Source organism: Mycobacterium sp. (assembly GCF_052143115.1).
Lineage (GTDB): Bacteria > Actinomycetota > Actinomycetes > Mycobacteriales > Mycobacteriaceae > Mycobacterium.
Map to the genome: position 1 here is coordinate 50,179 of NZ_JBKQTQ010000179.1, position 15,271 is coordinate 65,449.

Below are 15,271 nucleotides of genomic sequence, written 5' to 3' on the forward strand. Positions count from 1 at the left end.
GATACGACACGCCCGCATCGGCGCCGCCACAGATGACGCCGTGACCAGCAGAATGACACCGATATCGAAGTCCGAGTCGAAGGGACAGCCATGACCGTAAAATTGCTCGCCACCGGGGCGGCAGCCGTTGCCGCGATTGGAGCCGCGGCGGCCGGCCTGACGTCGGTTGCCTTTGGCGCCACGCCGGGCTTCGAGGTGCAGCCCGCCGCCTTGGGCGTGCCGTTTGCGCAGGACCCCCCGCCGCCTCCGCCGCCGGGTGCACCGGCAGCTCTGCCCAGCCCGGAGCAGTTGTCCAGCCTGTGCAACCAGGTCACCGACCCTGGCGTGTCATATGAGAACAAGTTTGGTCTGGTTGAAAACGGCATCAGTGGAGACGAGGGCCATGTGGCCGACCACGACCTGAGGAAGGCCTTCCGGAACGGGAACTTCCCGGAGCAGTTCAACGTCACGAACATCCAGCCGGTCGCTCCGAACGCGGTCAGCGCCGACGTCGCCATCACGGGTCCGAAGTTCGCCGGGCCGGTCACCAAGCAACTCGCGTTCATCGATCAAGGTGGCACCTGGGTCATGCAGCACGACGCCGCGATCGCGCTGGTGCAGGCGGCCACCGCCGCGTGACACCGGCTAGCCGGTAACTGCGCCCAAGTCGATCCGGGCGATGCGTTCTGGATCGGCCAGCACGTCGATCGCGGCGACACGCTCACCGCGCACGACGAAGCCCATGATGGCGGTCGGCTCGCCGCCGACGAAGATCACCGCGCCGGCGGCGCCGTTGACGATGGCGGGGCGGACTTCGCGTTCCGGCGCTGCGTAGCCTCGGGCGAGTCCGGCCACGGCGGAGGCACCCTCAACCGAGCGCAGTCCGGCCGGGCCGCGGCCGAAATCGCCGCGCAATGACACGTCGGGGTCCAGTACCGCGACCAGCCGGTCGAAGTCACCGGCACGCCCCGCGGCAAAGAAGGCGTCGACGACGGCGTGTTGGGCCGCCAGGTCGGTGTCGGGATTGGGCGCGGCATCCTGGATGCGGCGCCGCGCCCGGCTGGCCAGCTTGCGGGTGGCCTCGGGTGACCGCTCGACGATCGGCGCAATCTGGTCGAACGGCACGGCGAAGACGTCGTGTAGCACGAACGCCAGCCGCTCCGCCGGCGGCAAGGTGTCCAGCACCACGAACAACGCCAACCCCACCCCGTCGGCCAGCATCGCCTGATGCTCTGGATCGACGTCGCCGACCCCGTCGACGATGGGGTCCGGCACTCGGGCGACGAGTTCTTCGCGGGGTCGTGCCCGGCGATTGCGCAGCGTGTTCAGACAGATCCGGGCCACCACCGTGGTCAGCCAGGCGTCGAGGTTGGCTATCTCCCGAGCATCCCGGTGGTCGCCGCCGGTCAGCCGCAGCCAGGCCTCCTGTACGGCGTCCTCTGCGTCGTCGACCGAACCCAGCATGCGGTAGGCCAGCGCGCCCAGATGCGGCCGGGCCGCCTGGAAACGTGCTGCCAGGTCCGTGTTGGTGGTCACCGTCCACCGGCGTCGGGCAGTGCGCACACCCTGCCGTCGCTGAAACCCGATGCCCCGATACCCAACGCGAGATTGAAGCGCCCCCGCAGATTGCCGAGCGTGATGATGTGGGTCAGACCGACGAGTTGCGCGTTGTCGAAATGCGCGCGCAAGCCGTCGAACAGATGGTCACTCACCTCGACCGGTGTGCGGCTGATCGCCGTGGCGTATTCGAGGATGAGCTTGTCGAGGTCGGAGAAGCAGGTGGCGTTCTGGTAGTCCGATAACGCCAGCAGTTCCTCGTCGGTAAGCCCCCAGCCGCGCGCGATCGCCGAACCGAGGTCGATGCAGTACTCGCAGCGCACCGTCGCCGCCGACTTGAGCTCGGCCAGCGCGCGATGCCGGGGGCTGAGGATATCCATTTTCGACTCTGCCAGTTCCAAGCGGCCATAGGCGTTGAGCAGCTTGGGGATATACGCATACATCCGCAGCGGCTCGAGCATCGTTGCGGTTTCGAGTCCGGTCATCTGCTTGAAGCGCCGCTTGGTGAAGAAATAAGCGATCTTGGCGCCGAGTCCGGCGTCGCGGTCGGAAACTCCGGTGAGTCGTGGCATGGCGGTCCTCCTCAAAGCCTTTCGGGCGTTCCTACCTACCTCGACACCGGGCGGGGCAAGAATGTGACCGAGCGCTACGCCTGCTGGGTGACCGCATCCAAATCGAGCAGCCGGGCATGCAGCACTGTGCGATTGCGCAGCGCCGCACGCACCGCGCGATGCAAGCCGTCCTCGAGGTAGACGATGCCCTTCCACTTCACCGCGTGCGGGAAAAGGTCACCGTAGAACGTGGAGTCTTCGGACAGCAGGCGATCAAGTGCCAGCACTGTCGTGGTGGTGACTATCTCATCGAGTCGGATCTGCCGCGGAGGAATCTTCGACCAGTCCCGGTAGGACAGCCCATGCTCGGGGTACGGCTTGCCCTCTCGCACGCCCTTGAAGATCATCCGCAGACCGTCTCCGGCGCGTCGCCGCGGCTCGACGTGGCCATGCAGGAAAGGCTAGCGCGGCGACGATGCGGGCCGGAACGGCGCGAGGAGGAGCGCGCCGTTGGCTAGCGCGGCGACGATGCGGGCCGGAACGGCGCGAGGAGGAGCGCGCCGTTGGCTAGCGCGGCGACGATGCGGGCCGGAACGGCGCGAGGAGGAGCGCGCCGTTGGCTAGCGCGAGCGACGATACGGGCCGGAACGGCTGGCGGGTGTGGGTGCGAGCAGCGGTCGCGGCCGATGATCACCGTAAAATGGGTCAGGTTGGAAAGGTGGATCCGGATGGCTAGTGCCGACGACCGTCGCTTTGAGGTGCTGCGTGCGATCGTCGCCGACTTCGTCTCCACCAAGGAGCCGATCGGGTCGAAGTCGCTGGTTGAGCGCCACAACCTCGGTGTCTCTTCCGCCACGGTCCGCAACGATATGGCCGTGCTGGAGGCCGAGGGTTACATCACCCAGCCGCACACCAGCTCCGGACGCGTGCCGACCGAAAAGGGCTACCGCGAATTCGTCGACCGGCTCGACGACGTCAAGCCGCTGTCGGTGGCTGAGCGCCGAGCCATCCAAGGCTTTCTGGAATCGGGTGTCGACCTCGACGACGTGCTGCGACGCGCAGTGCGGCTGCTGGCGCAGCTGACCCGCCAGGTGGCTATCGTGCAGTACCCGACGTTGTCCACGTCGACCGTGCGGCATCTGGAAGTGATTGCGCTGACCCCCGCCCGGTTGCTGATGGTCGTCATCACCGACTCCGGCCGGGTCGACCAGCGCATCGTCGAACTCGGTGATGTCATCGACGACCACCAGCTGTCCCAGCTGCGCGAGATGCTCGGCCAAGCGCTGGAAGGTAAAAGGCTTTCGGCGGCATCGATCGCGGTCGCGGATCTGGCCGTGCAGCTCGACGGCCGCGGCGGGCAGCGCACCAGCCTCAGCGACGCCGTCGGACGCTCGGCGACGGTGCTGCTGGAGTCCCTGGTCGAGCACACCGAGGAGCGGCTGCTGCTCGGCGGCACCGCCAACCTGACCCGCAATACCGCCGACTTCGGCGGTTCGCTGCGGTCGATCCTGGAAGCACTCGAGGAACAGGTCGTGGTGCTGCGGCTGCTGGCTGCCCAGCAAGAAGCCGGTAAAGTGACGGTGCGCATCGGGCACGAAACCGAGGCCGAGCAGATGGTGGGCACATCGGTGGTGTCCACCACCTACGGCACCACCGACACCGTCTACGGCGGCATGGGTGTGCTCGGGCCCACCCGAATGGACTATCCGGGAACTATCGCCAGCGTCGCAGCGGTTGCTCTGTATATCGGCGAAGTGCTAGGTGCGCGATGAGCGCCCACTCATTGCAGAATTTATGGATGGCCGTGGTAGTGCGGTCTGAAAAGGCCTAAGGGCCTAAGAAAGGTCAGGCGTGGCACGCGACTACTACGGTCTGCTCGGCGTGAGCCAGAAGGCGAGCGATGCGGAGATCAAACGCGCCTATCGCAAGCTGGCGCGTGAGCTGCATCCCGACATCAACCCCGACGAGGTCGCCCAGGCGAAGTTCAAGGAGATCAGCGTCGCCTACGAGGTGTTATCGGACCCAGAGAAGCGACGCATCGTCGACATGGGCGGCGACCCGCTGGAGAACGCGGCCTCGGCTGCGAACGGATTCGGTGGCTTCGGTGGTCTGGGCGATGTGTTCGAGGCGTTCTTCGGTGGGGGCTCAACCTCGCGCGGACCGACCGGACGGGTCCGACCGGGCTCGGACTCGTTGCTGCGGATGCGGCTCGACCTCACCGAATGCGCGACCGGCGTCAGTAAACAGGTCACTGTTGACACTGCGGTGCTGTGCGACCGGTGCCAGGGCCGCGGCACCAACGGCAATTCGGCACCCGTGACCTGCGACACCTGCGGTGGTCGCGGGGAGGTGCAGACGGTGCAGCGCTCCCTGCTCGGTCAGGTGATGACATCGCGACCGTGCCCGACCTGCCGCGGCGTGGGCGAAGTCATTCTCGACCCGTGCTACCAGTGCGGTGCCGACGGAAGGGTGCGGGCTCGTCGCGAGATCACCGTGAAGATCCCCGCCGGCGTCGGCAACGGCATGCGGGTCCGGCTGGCTGCGCAAGGCGAGGTTGGGCCTGGGGGAGGACCGGCGGGCGATCTCTACGTCGAGGTCCACGAACAGCCTCACGACATCTTCGTGCGCGACGGCGACGATTTGCACTGCACGATCTCGGTGCCGATGGTCGACGCGGCCCTGGGGACCACGGTGACCCTGGACGCGATCCTCGACGGCCTGACCGAGATCACCATCCCCGCGGGGACCCAGCCCGGTTCGGTGACGACCCGGCGGGGCCACGGGATGCCCCACCTGCGTTCCGGTGCGCGCGGTGATCTGCACGTGCATGTCGAGGTGGTCGTGCCGGATCGGCTCGATCATCGCGACACCGAACTGCTGGGCGAGCTCAAGAGCCGCCGAGGTCGTGACGTGGCCGAAGTCCGTTCGACGCACGCCGCCGGCACCGGCGGATTGTTCAGCCGGCTGCGTGAGACCTTTACCGGGCGCTAATTGCCCGGCCTGTTCTACATCGACGCGCTGCCCGCGACCGGTGAGCTGGCCGTCGTCGAGGGCGACGAAGGCTTTCACGCCGCTACCGTGCGGCGCATCCGGCGCGGCGAAGAGCTCATTCTCGGCGACGGCGACGGGGGCCTGGCCCGTTGCGTGGTCGAACACGCCGGCCGCGACGGGGTGCAGGCCAGGGTGCTGGACCGCTGGCAGGTACCGCCCGTCCAGCCGCCGGTCACCGTCATCCAGGCGTTGCCCAAGGCCGAGCGCTCCGAGCTGGCGATCGAGTTGGCCACCGAAGCCGGAGCTGATGCCCTGGTGGCGTGGCAGGCCGCGCGGTGCGTGGCCCGTTGGGAGGGCGCCCGCGCCGATAAGGGCCTGCGGCGCTGGCACGCGGTCGCTCGCGCTGCGGCACAGCAATCCCGTCGGGCGCACATCCCGTCGGTCGACGGTGTGCTGTCCACCGCGGCGCTGACCCAGCGGATCGGCGACGTGGTGGCGTCCGGGGGCACGGTGTTGGCTCTGCACGAGTCGGCTACCGGTCAGCTGACGGATCTCAGCCTGGCGCAAGCGAAGTCGGTGATGTTGGTGGTGGGCCCCGAGGGCGGCATCGCTCCCGACGAGCTCACTGCATTGACGGACGCCGGTGCCGTGCCGGTCCGGCTTGGCCCGACCGTGCTGCGCACATCGACCGCGGCCGCGGTCGCATTGGGCGCGCTGGGTGTGCTGACCCCGCGGTGGGAGCAACCAGGCGACGCGAGCCCGTGAAAGGCACGCTGCATGCGTTTCGAGATTGACGTCAGCGCGTCTTTTTCGCGATTTTTCCGCGCTGGCGTCGATCTCGACGCCGCCGAACTGGTGGCCGCAGCGCGGCTAACCATTGGGTTCGCAAACCTACCGGCGGTAGACTTAACCGTCCGAGCAACCCGCTGAACACACCGCAGAAAGCAGGCATTAGAGACCACGTGACGCCCCGCGAAACCAACGCTGCTGGTTCGCCGACATCCCAGGTTCGCAGCAGCATCGACGTTCCGCCCGACCTCGTGGTGGGCCTGCTGGGTTCCGCTGACGAAAACCTGCGTGCGCTCGAACGCATTCTGGCCGCTGATCTGCATGTACGTGGCAACGCGGTGACGCTTTCCGGTGAGCCCGCCGACGTCGCGCTCGCCGAACGGGTGATCTCCGAACTCGTCGCGATCGTCGCCGGTGGCCAGCCGTTGACGCCCGAGGTGGTGCGCCACAGTGTGGCCATGTTGATCGGCACCGGCAACGAGTCTCCGGCCGAGGTGCTGACCCTTGACATCTTGTCGCGTCGCGGCAGGACGATTCGGCCCAAGACCCTGAATCAGAAGCGCTACGTCGACGCGATCGATGCTCACACCATCGTCTTCGGGATCGGCCCGGCAGGAACGGGCAAGACCTACCTGGCGATGGCCAAGGCGGTCAACGCGCTGCAGCGCAAACAGGTCACCCGCATCATCTTGACCCGACCGGCAGTGGAAGCCGGTGAGCGGCTTGGCTTTCTGCCCGGCACACTGAGCGAGAAGATCGACCCGTATCTGCGTCCACTTTACGACGCGCTGCACGACATGATGGATCCCGAGCTGATCCCCAAGCTGATGGCGTCCGGGATCATCGAGGTCGCGCCGCTGGCATATATGCGCGGTCGCAGCCTTAATGACGCGTTCATCATCCTGGACGAGGCGCAGAACACCACCGGCGAGCAGATGAAGATGTTCCTCACCCGACTGGGATTCGGCTCGAAAGTCGTTGTAACCGGCGATGTTACACAGATCGACCTGCCGGGCGGCAACAGGTCGGGACTGCGGGCCGCGGTCGACATCCTCGATGGCATCGACGACATTCACATCGCCGAATTGACCAGCGCCGACGTCGTCCGGCATCGGTTGGTCGCCGAAATCGTGGATGCCTATGCACGATACGAGGAACCCGGTCTGAACATGAACCGGGCAGCGCGGCGGGCGTCGAGTGCCCGCAGCCGCCGGTGACAGCGCCGTGAGTCGCGCCGGCGACGAATCAACGCCGAGTGATGAGGTGGGGGCACCTCCCGCTCGCGGGGGAGAGGGGCGCTCGTGAGTATCGAGGTCGCCAACGAATCGGGAGTCGACGTCTCCGAATCCGAATTAATCAGCGTCGCAAGGTTCGTCATTGCCCAAATGGACGTCAACCCGGCCGCCGAGCTGTCGATGGTGCTGCTAGACACCGCGGCGATGGCTGATCTCCACATGCGCTGGATGGATTTGCCCGGACCGACCGACGTGATGAGCTTTCCGATGGACGAGCTCGAGCCGGGCGGCCGCCCCGACGCTCCGGAGCCGGGACCGGCGATGCTCGGCGACATCGTGCTGTGCCCCGAATTCGCCGCCGAGCAGGCCGCGGCTGCCGGTCATTCGCTGGGTCACGAATTGGCGCTGCTGACAATCCACGGCGTTCTGCACCTCCTCGGCTACGACCACGCCGAGCCGGACGAAGAAAAAGAGATGTTCGCCCTGCAGCGCCGCTTGCTCGAAGACTGGGTCGCCAACCAAGTCGAGGCCTACCACCACGAACGCCAGAGCGAGAGAGACCAGCGATTGCTCGATAAATCAAGGTTTTTCGACAATTGACTGGGGTCGGTCCGCTGCTCGGCGCGATCGTGCTGATCGGTCTGGGCGGTTTGTTCGCCGCGGTCGATGCCGCGATCAGCACGGTGTCGGTGGCGCGGGTCCACGAACTGGTACGTGACGAGCGGCCGGGCGCGGTGCGGCTGGCCAAGGTGATGGCCGACCGGCCCCGCTACATCAACTTGGTGGTGTTGCTGCGGATCATCTGTGAGATCACCGCGACTGCGCTGCTGGTGGTGAGTCTCCGCCACAACCTGGGCCACGGTTGGGGGCTGCTCGCCGCCGCCGCGACCATGGTGGTGATCAGTTTCGTCGTCATCGGTGTCGGTCCGCGCACGCTCGGCCGCCAGAATGCCTACACGATTTCGTTGGTGGCAGCGCTACCGCTGCAGGTGATTTCGGTCTTGCTGGCCCCGATTAGCCGATTGCTGGTGGTACTGGGCAACATGCTGACCCCGGGTCGGGGCTTCCGCAACGGGCCGTTCGCGTCCGAGATCGAGTTGCGCGAAGTCGTCGACCTGGCCCAGCAGCGCGGCGTGGTCGCCGCCGACGAGCGCCGGATGATCCAGTCCGTTTTCGAACTTGGCGATACACCGGCCCGCGAGGTGATGGTGCCGCGCACCGAGATGATCTGGATCGAAAGCGACGAATCGGCCGACAAAGCGATATCGCTGGCGGTGCGCAGCGGGCATTCCCGCATTCCGGTGATCGGTGAGAACGTCGACGATGTCGTCGGTGTTGTGTATCTGAAAGACGCTGTGCAGCAAACACATTACTCGAGCACTGGCGGACGGGACACCCCTGTTGCGCAGGTCATGCGTCCAGCGGTGTTCGTGCCGGACTCCAAACCCCTGGACGCGCTGCTGCGCGAAATGCAGCGAGATCGCAACCACATGGCGCTGCTGGTCGACGAGTACGGCGCGATAGCCGGGTTGGTGACGATCGAGGATGTGTTGGAAGAGATCGTCGGCGAGATTGCCGACGAGTACGACGCGGCCGAGGTCGCGCCGGTAGAAGATCTGGGCGACAACCGGTTCCGGGTTTCGGCGCGACTGCCGATCGAAGACGTCGGCGAACTGTACGGAGTGGAGTTCGACGAGCACCTTGACGTCGACACGGTCGGCGGGCTGCTGGCTCTGGAGCTGGGTCGGGTCCCACTGCCCGGCGCCGAGGTGGTATCACATGGGCTGCGGCTGCATGCCGAGGGCGGCCAGGACCATCGCGGCCGGGTCCGGATCGGCACCGTGTTGCTGAGCCGCGCCGACCCCGACGGTCAGGAGGTAAACCATGACGGCTGAGCCGCTCGTTGCCGAGGACGCAAAGCTCGTCGTGCTGGCCCGCTCGGCCATGGCACGCGCCGAGGCCCGCAGCGGCGCAGCGGTGCGTGACGTCGATGGCCGGACCTACGCCGCAGCGCCGGTGGATCTGTCGACGTTGCAGCTGACCGCGCTGCAAACGGCGGTGGCCGGGGCGGTATCCAGCGGAGCGGTCGGGTTGGAGGCTGCCGTGCTGGTGGCCGGTTCCGCCGACGACGCCGGCATCGCCGCCGTCCGTGAGATATCGGCGACGGCGGCGGTCATCATCACCGACGGCGCAGGCAATGTCCTGCCATGACCGTGCCCGTCGCGGACTCACCGCGAAACCATGACTGAATTCCATTCCGGCTTCGTCTGTCTCGTCGGGCGGCCGAATACCGGGAAGTCGACGCTGACCAATGCGCTGGTCGGCTCGAAGGTGGCGATCACCTCGAGTCGCCCGCAGACAACCCGGCACACGATTCGCGGCATCGTGCACCGAGAGGACTTCCAGATGATCATGGTCGACACTCCCGGACTGCATCGGCCGCGGACCCTGCTGGGCAAGCGCCTCAACGACTTGGTCCGCGATACCTACACAGAAGTCGACGCCATCGGTTTGTGCATACCCGCCGACGAGGCGATCGGCCCGGGAGACCGGTGGATCGTTGAGCAGATCGACTCCGTCGCGCCCACAACGACGTTGGTCGTCATCGTCACCAAAATCGACAGGGTGACCAAGGACAAGTTGGCCGCGCAGCTGGCCGCGGTCGGCGAACTGGTCGGGATCACCGACGATCGTCAAGCCGAGATCGTCCCTGTCTCGGCGGTCACCGGTGAGCAGATCGACGTGCTGATCGACGTGCTGGCTGCTGCGTTGCCGGCTGGGCCGGCGTACTACCCCGACGGTGAGCTGACCGATGAACCCGAAGAGGTTCTGATGGCCGAGTTCATTCGGGAAGCCGCCCTGGAGGGCGTGCGCGAGGAGTTGCCACATTCGCTGGCGGTGGTTATCGACGAGGTCAATCCGCGGGAGGGGCGTGACGACCTGATCGACGTGCACGCCGTTCTCTACGTCGAGCGCGACAGCCAGAAGGGCATCGTGATCGGCAAGGGTGGCGCCCGATTGCGCGAGGTAGGCACCTCGGCGCGCGGCCAGATCGAGAAGCTGCTGGGTACCAAGGTCTACCTCGACCTGCGCGTCAAGGTCGCCAAGAATTGGCAGCGCGACCCCAAACAACTTGGTCGGCTGGGCTTTTGAGCTAAGGTTCGGCTCTCATCGCAGTTGCGGTCCGCTGGAGATCGGTGGCGTGTCCGTGCCAGTGTTCCACCAAATCTCCGGTTGCTTGGCCGGCCAGCCGCCGAGCCCCTCCAATTCGGCGGCCAGAGAGATCAGCAGTGGCTCGCTGTTGGCCGGTCCCATCAGCTGCACGCCGATCGGCAAGCCTTCGGAGGTAAAGCCCGCCGGGACGTTGATCGAGGGCCACCCCAACACATTCCACGGCCAGGTCACCGGGCAGGCAGCGATCATCACGCGGTCGGTGTCCAGGCCGCGCAACTTGTCGAACGTGTGCACCAGCGGAGGCGGCTGCGCGGTTGTCGGCGCCACCACGACGTCCACGATGCGGAAAATCGAGCCCACCCGGCGTTGATCGGCGACTTCGTGCGCACGCGCGGCGCGCAGTATCGACTGCGAGAGCACCCGCCCCATCCGCATATTCGACATCGTGCGTGGATCGAGCTCCACGCCGTCACCTAACCGGTCGGCCCAGTCGATCAGTCCAGAAGTGGAACGTGACAGAAAGTTCCACGACAGCCGCAGTCCGTAATCGGGATTGCCCGACATCACCCTGTGGCCGAGCAGTCGAAGTTGATCGCCCACCGACTCAAGCGCCGCCCTGATCTCCGGATGCAAGCGAGCCGGAAACCCGGTGAACGGGAAAAGGGCTGACAGCGCGATCCGCAACGGCCCGGGAGCGATGCCCACGTGGTCGGTCACCGTCACCGGCCGCGGCTTGTGCAGATCGCCCTCGGCGTTGCCGGACGCCGCATCGAGCACCAGCGCCGCATCGGCGACGGTGCGGGCCAGCACGCCGTTGACCGTGATGCCGTTGAACGCCTCCGGTAACGGCCACGTCGAGATGCGGCCACGTTGCGGTTTGATGCCCACCAAATGCGTCCAGGCCGCCGGGATCCGAACACTGCCCGCCCCGTCCGAGCCGATCGCGGCGGTGACCAGGCCGGCGGCGACCGCGGCCGCGCTGCCGCCTGACGACCCGCCCGGAGTGTGTTTGCGCGACCACGGATTGCGGGTGTGGCCGAACCCGGGTCCGCTGGTGAACGGCCATTGGCCCAGTTCGCAGGTATTGGTCTTGCCGACGATCACTGCGCCGGCCGCCTTAAGCCGGCGCACCACTTCGGCGTCCTGCGTGGCGAGCCGAACGGACCCTGATGTGCCGAAGGCGGTTGGCACTCCGGCGATGTCGACGTCGTCTTTGACCGCGATTGGGACACCCAGCAGCGGCGCTTGATCATCGTTGGCGCGCCGCAGGTCGGCCGCGGCAGCATCGGCCAGCGCCGTCTCGGTGAGCACCACGCGGAAAGCGTTCAGTGTCGATTGGCTCAGGTCGATGGCGTGCAGCGAGCGACGGACCAGCTCGCCGGAAGTCACCTCACCGTTGGCCAGCTGGTAGAGCTGGTCGGTCAGGGTGGGGAAGCGTGATGCGGGCGAGTGAGTCATCGCCTATGAGCGTATCGGCGCGGGTATGAGGGGATGTGGCCACTCAATGCCACACTGGTGTGATGCGGCTGTACCGAGACCGGGCGGTGGTGCTGCGCCAGCACAAGCTCGGCGAAGCCGACCGGATCGTCACCATGCTCACCCGCGACCATGGACTGGTCCGTGCGGTGGCCAAGGGTGTACGCCGCACCCGTAGCAAGTTCGGCGCGCGACTGGAGCCGTTCGCGCATATCGACGTGCAGTTGCACCCGGGCCGCAACCTGGACATCGTCACCCAGGTCGTCTCGCTTGACGCGTTCGCCACCGACATCGTCAGCGACTACGGCCGATACACCTGCGCGTGCGCGATGCTGGAAACCGCCGAGCGCCTCGCCGGTGAAGAACGAGCACCGGCCCCGACATTGCACCGACTCACGGTCGGTGCGCTGCGTGCGGTGGCCGACGGTCGCCGACCCCGCGAGCTGGTGCTGGACGCGTATCTGCTGCGGGCCATGAGCATCGCCGGGTGGGCCCCCGCGCTGACCGAATGCGCCCGCTGCGGCACCCCGGGCCCGCATCGGGCATTTCACATCGCCGCAGGCGGCAGCGTCTGCGGCTACTGCCGCCCCGCCGGTGCGACGACGCCGCCGCTGGGTGTGGTGGATCTGATGTCGGCGCTGCACGACGGTGATTGGGAGACCGCGGAGACCGCACCGCACTCGGCCCGCAGCCACGTCAGCGGATTGGTGGCCGCCCACCTGCAATGGCATCTGGAGCGGCAGCTGCGAACGTTGCCGCTGGTCGAGCGGCCAGGCCGAGTCGACCATGTCTATCAGAGCCTCGCCGACCGTCGCATCGCTCTGGTCAGGCAGGATGTGGCCCATGGGGACGAGCCGGGTGAGCCGCTCAGAGCGGAGGGCTGAGCGCACCAGGAAGGTCGTCCACTTCCCACAGCTGCCGCCTGCCCCCGACGACTACCCGACCTTTCCCGACAAATCCACCTGGCCGGTGGTCTTTCCGGCGCTCCCCCCGTCGCCCGACGGCGGCCCCTGCCGGCCCCCACAACACGTTTCCAACGCAGCCGCACCGCGGATCCCCGCGGACCAGCTGCCCAACCACGTTGCGATCGTGATGGATGGCAACGGCCGCTGGGCCACCCAGCGCGGACTGGCCCGCGTCGAAGGCCACAAGATGGGTGAGGCCGTCGTTATCGATATCGTTTGCGGTGCAATCGAAATCGGCATCAAATGGCTCAGCCTCTACGCCTTTTCCACGGAGAACTGGAAGCGGTCAGCCGAGGAAGTTCGCTTCCTGATGGGGTTCAACCGCGACGTGGTGCGACGGCGGCGGGTCAACCTCAACGAGATGGGCGTGAAGATTCGCTGGGTGGGCTCGCGGCCGCGCCTGTGGCGAAGTGTCATCAACGAATTGGCGATCGCAGAGGAGATGACGATGCACAACGACGTCATCACGGTGAACTACTGCGTCAACTATGGTGGCCGCACCGAAATCGCCGAGGCCGCAAGGGATATCGCGCGCGAAGCCGCCGCGGGCAGGCTGGACCCGGAGCGGGTCACCGAGGCGACTGTCGCTCGCCATCTACACCGCCCCGACATTCCCGACGTGGATCTGTTGCTGCGGACCTCGGGCGAGCAGCGGACCAGCAATTTCATGCTGTGGCAAGCGGCCTACGCCGAGTACATCTTCCAGGATAAACTCTGGCCCGATTACGACCGCCGCGATCTCTGGGCGGCCTGCGAAGAGTACGCGTTGCGTCATCGACGATTCGGGACGGCCTAGATGCCTTCGTTACAGGAGCGGTTGTTAGCGGTGCTGTCAGAGGTATTACCCCTCGACGAGGAATCCGACGGCGCGCTGACCGTGCGCCACGACGGCACGATCGCGTCGTTGCGGGTCGTGACCATCACCGAGGACCTCGACCTGGTGTCCCTGACCCAGATTCTGGCGTGGGATCTGCTGCTGACCAAGAAGATTCGTGACAGCGTGGCCGAGCACGCGCAGAGCACTCTGCTGGGATCGGTGGCGCTGATGGAGAAGGTCGGCGAAACGACCGGCAAACGCAACTCAAGCAAAACGGCAGACGTGATGCTGCGCTACAACTTTCCGGGCAGTGGCCTGAGCGACGACGCGCTGCGCACGCTGATCCTGATGGTGCTCGACAAGGGCGCCGAGATCCGTCACGCGCTAACGGGCTAAGTCTGACCGCGGCAGTCCGCGCAAGTGCCGAACATCTCGATGGTGTGGCTGACATCGGAGAATCCGTGTTTGGTCGCCACCTCGGCCGCCCACACCTCGACCTCGTGGTCGCCCACCTCCACGGTCGACCCGCAGTTGCGGCACACCAAGTGGTGGTGATGGTGTTCCGAGCAGCGCCGGTAGACCGACTCACCGGTGTCGTTGCGCAGCGTGTCGAGCATGCCCGCGGCCGACATCGACTGCAGCGTCCGGTAGACGGTGGTCAGGCCGATGTTCTCACCGCGGCGCCGCAGCTCGTCGTACAGCTCTTGGGCCGACCGGAAGTCGTCGAGGGTTTCCAGCAGCGACGAGATCGCCGCCCGCTGCCGGGTAGAACGCACGCTGCCGTTAGTCATGGCGCCGCTCCTCCGGATCGCTGCGCTCTGCATCGTCGCCGGCGGTGCTCATACGCCGCTCCTCAGCATCGCTGCGCTCTGCATCGTCGCCGGCGGTCATGGCTTGTCCTCGCCGGCGTGTGCGACGGCGTCGATCACGATATGCGCCAAGTGGTGATCGGCCAGCCGGTAGAGCACCTCGCGACCCGACCGTTCCCCGGTGACCACACCCGCCGCCTTGAGGATTTTGAGGTGCTGGCTGACCAGCGGCTGCGGCACAGTCAGCGCATCGACCAGCTCGTGCACGCAGCGCTGAGACTCGCGTAACTGCAGCACAATGGCGATCCGCACCGGCGCAGCCAGCGCGCGCAGCAGCTCGCCCGCGGCTTCCAGAATTTCCCGCGGGGGTGGCGCCGGCAGCTCGGTGAAGTCAGAAACGCCGTGCTCATGGCCTTCATCCAAACCGGAGCCGAGGTCGCCGTGGCTCTCGGTCGACGCTGCGGGGGACATGACCATCACTTTCGGGCCGGCTGCTGGGGATCGCTGGAAAACGCTGCCGGCTGGTTCCACTGTCACATGCATGATCACGCATGTCAAAGAGCTCGGGGTCGATCGTTACGATGACGGGTGCTCACCGGCGCGCACCGGCTCAGTGCCGGCCAGATCGTTCGCGCATCGAAAGTCAGGAGTCATCACCTCGTGGCGTCCGTCATCGACACCGTCGTCAACCTCGCCAAGCGGCGCGGCCTGGTCTACCCCTCCGGCGAGATCTACGGCGGCACCAAATCGGCATGGGACTACGGGCCGTTGGGGGTGGAGCTCAAGGAGAACATCAAACGGCAGTGGTGGCGCGCGGTGGTCACCGGCCGCGACGACGTCGTCGGCCTGGACTCGTCGATCATCTTGCCGCGTGAGGTATGGGTCGCCTCCGGGCACGTCGAGGTCTTTCACGATCCGTTGGTGGAGT

General features: G+C 66.5%; 18 protein-coding genes and 1 pseudogene. 13 read left to right on the plus strand and 6 right to left on the minus strand.

Annotated elements, in window-relative coordinates:
* Window positions 1-90: 90 nt before the first annotated feature.
* Entirely contained in the window at window positions 91-618 is a 528-nt protein-coding gene (locus tag ACLQI9_RS18115; RefSeq protein ID WP_442383541.1) for a hypothetical protein, read from the plus strand.
* 6 nt (window positions 619-624) lie between these two features.
* Here ACLQI9_RS18115 and ACLQI9_RS18120 read toward each other — a convergent pair whose 3' ends face one another.
* The 3 genes from ACLQI9_RS18120 to ACLQI9_RS18130 form a co-directional block, all read right to left on the minus strand.
* Entirely contained in the window at window positions 625-1,515 is an 891-nt protein-coding gene (locus ACLQI9_RS18120; protein WP_442383543.1) for a sigma-70 family RNA polymerase sigma factor, read from the minus strand.
* Entirely contained in the window at window positions 1,512-2,108 is a 597-nt protein-coding gene (locus ACLQI9_RS18125) for a carboxymuconolactone decarboxylase family protein (protein WP_442383545.1), read from the minus strand. Before ACLQI9_RS18125 ends, ACLQI9_RS18120 begins: the two co-directional genes overlap by 4 nt.
* 74 nt (window positions 2,109-2,182) lie before the next feature.
* Window positions 2,183-2,494 carry a type II toxin-antitoxin system VapB family antitoxin gene (locus ACLQI9_RS18130; protein ID WP_442383547.1) on the minus strand — a complete coding sequence of 104 codons (312 nt, stop codon included), beginning with the start codon at window positions 2,492-2,494 and terminating at the stop codon, window positions 2,183-2,185.
* A 321-nt stretch (window positions 2,495-2,815) separates the two neighbouring features.
* On the opposite strand from ACLQI9_RS18130, the gene hrcA reads away from it, so the two are divergent.
* From hrcA to era, 8 genes are all read left to right on the plus strand, one after another.
* Window positions 2,816-3,859, plus strand: coding sequence for a heat-inducible transcriptional repressor HrcA (gene hrcA, locus ACLQI9_RS18135; protein WP_442383549.1), 1,044 nt, complete (start codon window positions 2,816-2,818; stop codon window positions 3,857-3,859).
* Between the two features lie 79 nt (window positions 3,860-3,938).
* Window positions 3,939-5,078, plus strand: coding sequence for a molecular chaperone DnaJ (gene dnaJ, locus ACLQI9_RS18140; RefSeq protein WP_442383552.1), 1,140 nt, complete (start codon window positions 3,939-3,941; stop codon window positions 5,076-5,078).
* Window positions 5,079-5,843 carry a 16S rRNA (uracil(1498)-N(3))-methyltransferase gene (locus tag ACLQI9_RS18145; protein ID WP_442383554.1) on the plus strand — a complete coding sequence of 255 codons (765 nt, stop codon included), beginning with the start codon at window positions 5,079-5,081 and terminating at the stop codon, window positions 5,841-5,843.
* 197 nt (window positions 5,844-6,040) lie between these two features.
* Complete coding sequence (locus ACLQI9_RS18150; RefSeq protein ID WP_442383556.1) at window positions 6,041-7,084, plus strand: PhoH family protein; 1,044 nt, start codon at window positions 6,041-6,043, stop codon at window positions 7,082-7,084.
* A gap of 84 nt (window positions 7,085-7,168) precedes the next feature.
* Window positions 7,169-7,702: an rRNA maturation RNase YbeY gene (gene ybeY, locus ACLQI9_RS18155; protein WP_442383558.1), complete on the plus strand. Its 534-nt coding sequence runs from the start codon at window positions 7,169-7,171 to the stop codon at window positions 7,700-7,702.
* Window positions 7,699-8,997, plus strand: a complete 1,299-nt coding sequence (locus ACLQI9_RS18160; RefSeq protein ID WP_442383560.1) for a hemolysin family protein — start codon at window positions 7,699-7,701, stop codon at window positions 8,995-8,997. Before ybeY ends, ACLQI9_RS18160 begins: the two co-directional genes overlap by 4 nt.
* Window positions 8,987-9,313 carry a cytidine deaminase gene (locus tag ACLQI9_RS18165; RefSeq protein ID WP_442383562.1) on the plus strand — a complete coding sequence of 109 codons (327 nt, stop codon included), beginning with the start codon at window positions 8,987-8,989 and terminating at the stop codon, window positions 9,311-9,313. Before ACLQI9_RS18160 ends, ACLQI9_RS18165 begins: the two co-directional genes overlap by 11 nt.
* Window positions 9,314-9,343: 30 nt before the next feature.
* Entirely contained in the window at window positions 9,344-10,255 is a 912-nt protein-coding gene (gene era, locus ACLQI9_RS18170) for a GTPase Era (RefSeq protein WP_442383564.1), read from the plus strand.
* Between the two features lie 15 nt (window positions 10,256-10,270).
* Here era and ACLQI9_RS18175 read toward each other — a convergent pair whose 3' ends face one another.
* The gene (locus tag ACLQI9_RS18175) at window positions 10,271-11,734 is read right to left on the minus strand and encodes an amidase (RefSeq protein ID WP_442383566.1); all 1,464 of its coding nucleotides are present in this window, start codon (window positions 11,732-11,734) and stop codon (window positions 10,271-10,273) included.
* 62 nt (window positions 11,735-11,796) lie between these two features.
* Between ACLQI9_RS18175 and recO the strand changes: the two genes are divergently transcribed.
* The 3 genes from recO to ACLQI9_RS18190 are packed head-to-tail and all read left to right on the plus strand — an operon-like array spanning window position 11,797 to window position 13,930.
* Complete coding sequence (gene recO, locus ACLQI9_RS18180; protein ID WP_442383568.1) at window positions 11,797-12,636, plus strand: DNA repair protein RecO; 840 nt, start codon at window positions 11,797-11,799, stop codon at window positions 12,634-12,636.
* On the plus strand, window positions 12,596-13,513 hold the full coding sequence (locus ACLQI9_RS18185; protein ID WP_442383570.1) for a decaprenyl diphosphate synthase: 918 nt from the start codon (window positions 12,596-12,598) through the stop codon (window positions 13,511-13,513). Before recO ends, ACLQI9_RS18185 begins: the two co-directional genes overlap by 41 nt.
* Window positions 13,514-13,930 (plus strand): hypothetical protein, encoded by a 417-nt coding sequence (locus tag ACLQI9_RS18190; protein WP_442383572.1) that lies wholly within the window; start codon window positions 13,514-13,516, stop codon window positions 13,928-13,930.
* Here the strand turns inward: ACLQI9_RS18190 and ACLQI9_RS18195 are convergent.
* Window positions 13,927-14,325, minus strand: a complete 399-nt coding sequence (locus ACLQI9_RS18195; RefSeq protein WP_442383574.1) for a Fur family transcriptional regulator — start codon at window positions 14,323-14,325, stop codon at window positions 13,927-13,929. The two genes, ACLQI9_RS18190 and ACLQI9_RS18195, sit on opposite strands and share 4 nt — an antisense overlap.
* Before the next feature lie 96 nt (window positions 14,326-14,421).
* Window positions 14,422-14,820 (minus strand): ArsR/SmtB family transcription factor, encoded by a 399-nt coding sequence (locus tag ACLQI9_RS18200; protein ID WP_442391989.1) that lies wholly within the window; start codon window positions 14,818-14,820, stop codon window positions 14,422-14,424.
* Window positions 14,821-14,967: 147 nt separating this feature from the next.
* On the opposite strand from ACLQI9_RS18200, the pseudogene ACLQI9_RS18205 reads away from it, so the two are divergent.
* A pseudogene (locus ACLQI9_RS18205) lies at window positions 14,968-15,271 on the plus strand (glycine--tRNA ligase); the annotation flags it as partial.

What these genes read in the sequence shown, in the direction of transcription:
- ACLQI9_RS18115 (WP_442383541.1), top strand. Translation starts at nt 91, where the DNA reads ATGACCGTAAAATTGCTCGCCACCGGGGCGGCAGCCGTTGCCGCGATT.
- ACLQI9_RS18125 (WP_442383545.1), bottom strand. Translation starts at nt 2,108, where the DNA reads ATGCCACGACTCACCGGAGTTTCCGACCGCGACGCCGGACTCGGCGCC.
- ACLQI9_RS18130 (WP_442383547.1), bottom strand. Translation starts at nt 2,494, where the DNA reads ATGATCTTCAAGGGCGTGCGAGAGGGCAAGCCGTACCCCGAGCATGGG.
- hrcA (WP_442383549.1), top strand. Translation starts at nt 2,816, where the DNA reads ATGGCTAGTGCCGACGACCGTCGCTTTGAGGTGCTGCGTGCGATCGTC.
- ACLQI9_RS18165 (WP_442383562.1), top strand. Translation starts at nt 8,987, where the DNA reads ATGACGGCTGAGCCGCTCGTTGCCGAGGACGCAAAGCTCGTCGTGCTG.
- era (WP_442383564.1), top strand. Translation starts at nt 9,344, where the DNA reads ATGACTGAATTCCATTCCGGCTTCGTCTGTCTCGTCGGGCGGCCGAAT.
- ACLQI9_RS18175 (WP_442383566.1), bottom strand. Translation starts at nt 11,734, where the DNA reads ATGACTCACTCGCCCGCATCACGCTTCCCCACCCTGACCGACCAGCTC.
- recO (WP_442383568.1), top strand. Translation starts at nt 11,797, where the DNA reads ATGCGGCTGTACCGAGACCGGGCGGTGGTGCTGCGCCAGCACAAGCTC.
- ACLQI9_RS18185 (WP_442383570.1), top strand. Translation starts at nt 12,596, where the DNA reads ATGGGGACGAGCCGGGTGAGCCGCTCAGAGCGGAGGGCTGAGCGCACC.
- ACLQI9_RS18190 (WP_442383572.1), top strand. Translation starts at nt 13,514, where the DNA reads ATGCCTTCGTTACAGGAGCGGTTGTTAGCGGTGCTGTCAGAGGTATTA.
- ACLQI9_RS18195 (WP_442383574.1), bottom strand. Translation starts at nt 14,325, where the DNA reads ATGACTAACGGCAGCGTGCGTTCTACCCGGCAGCGGGCGGCGATCTCG.
- ACLQI9_RS18200 (WP_442391989.1), bottom strand. Translation starts at nt 14,820, where the DNA reads ATGGTCATGTCCCCCGCAGCGTCGACCGAGAGCCACGGCGACCTCGGC.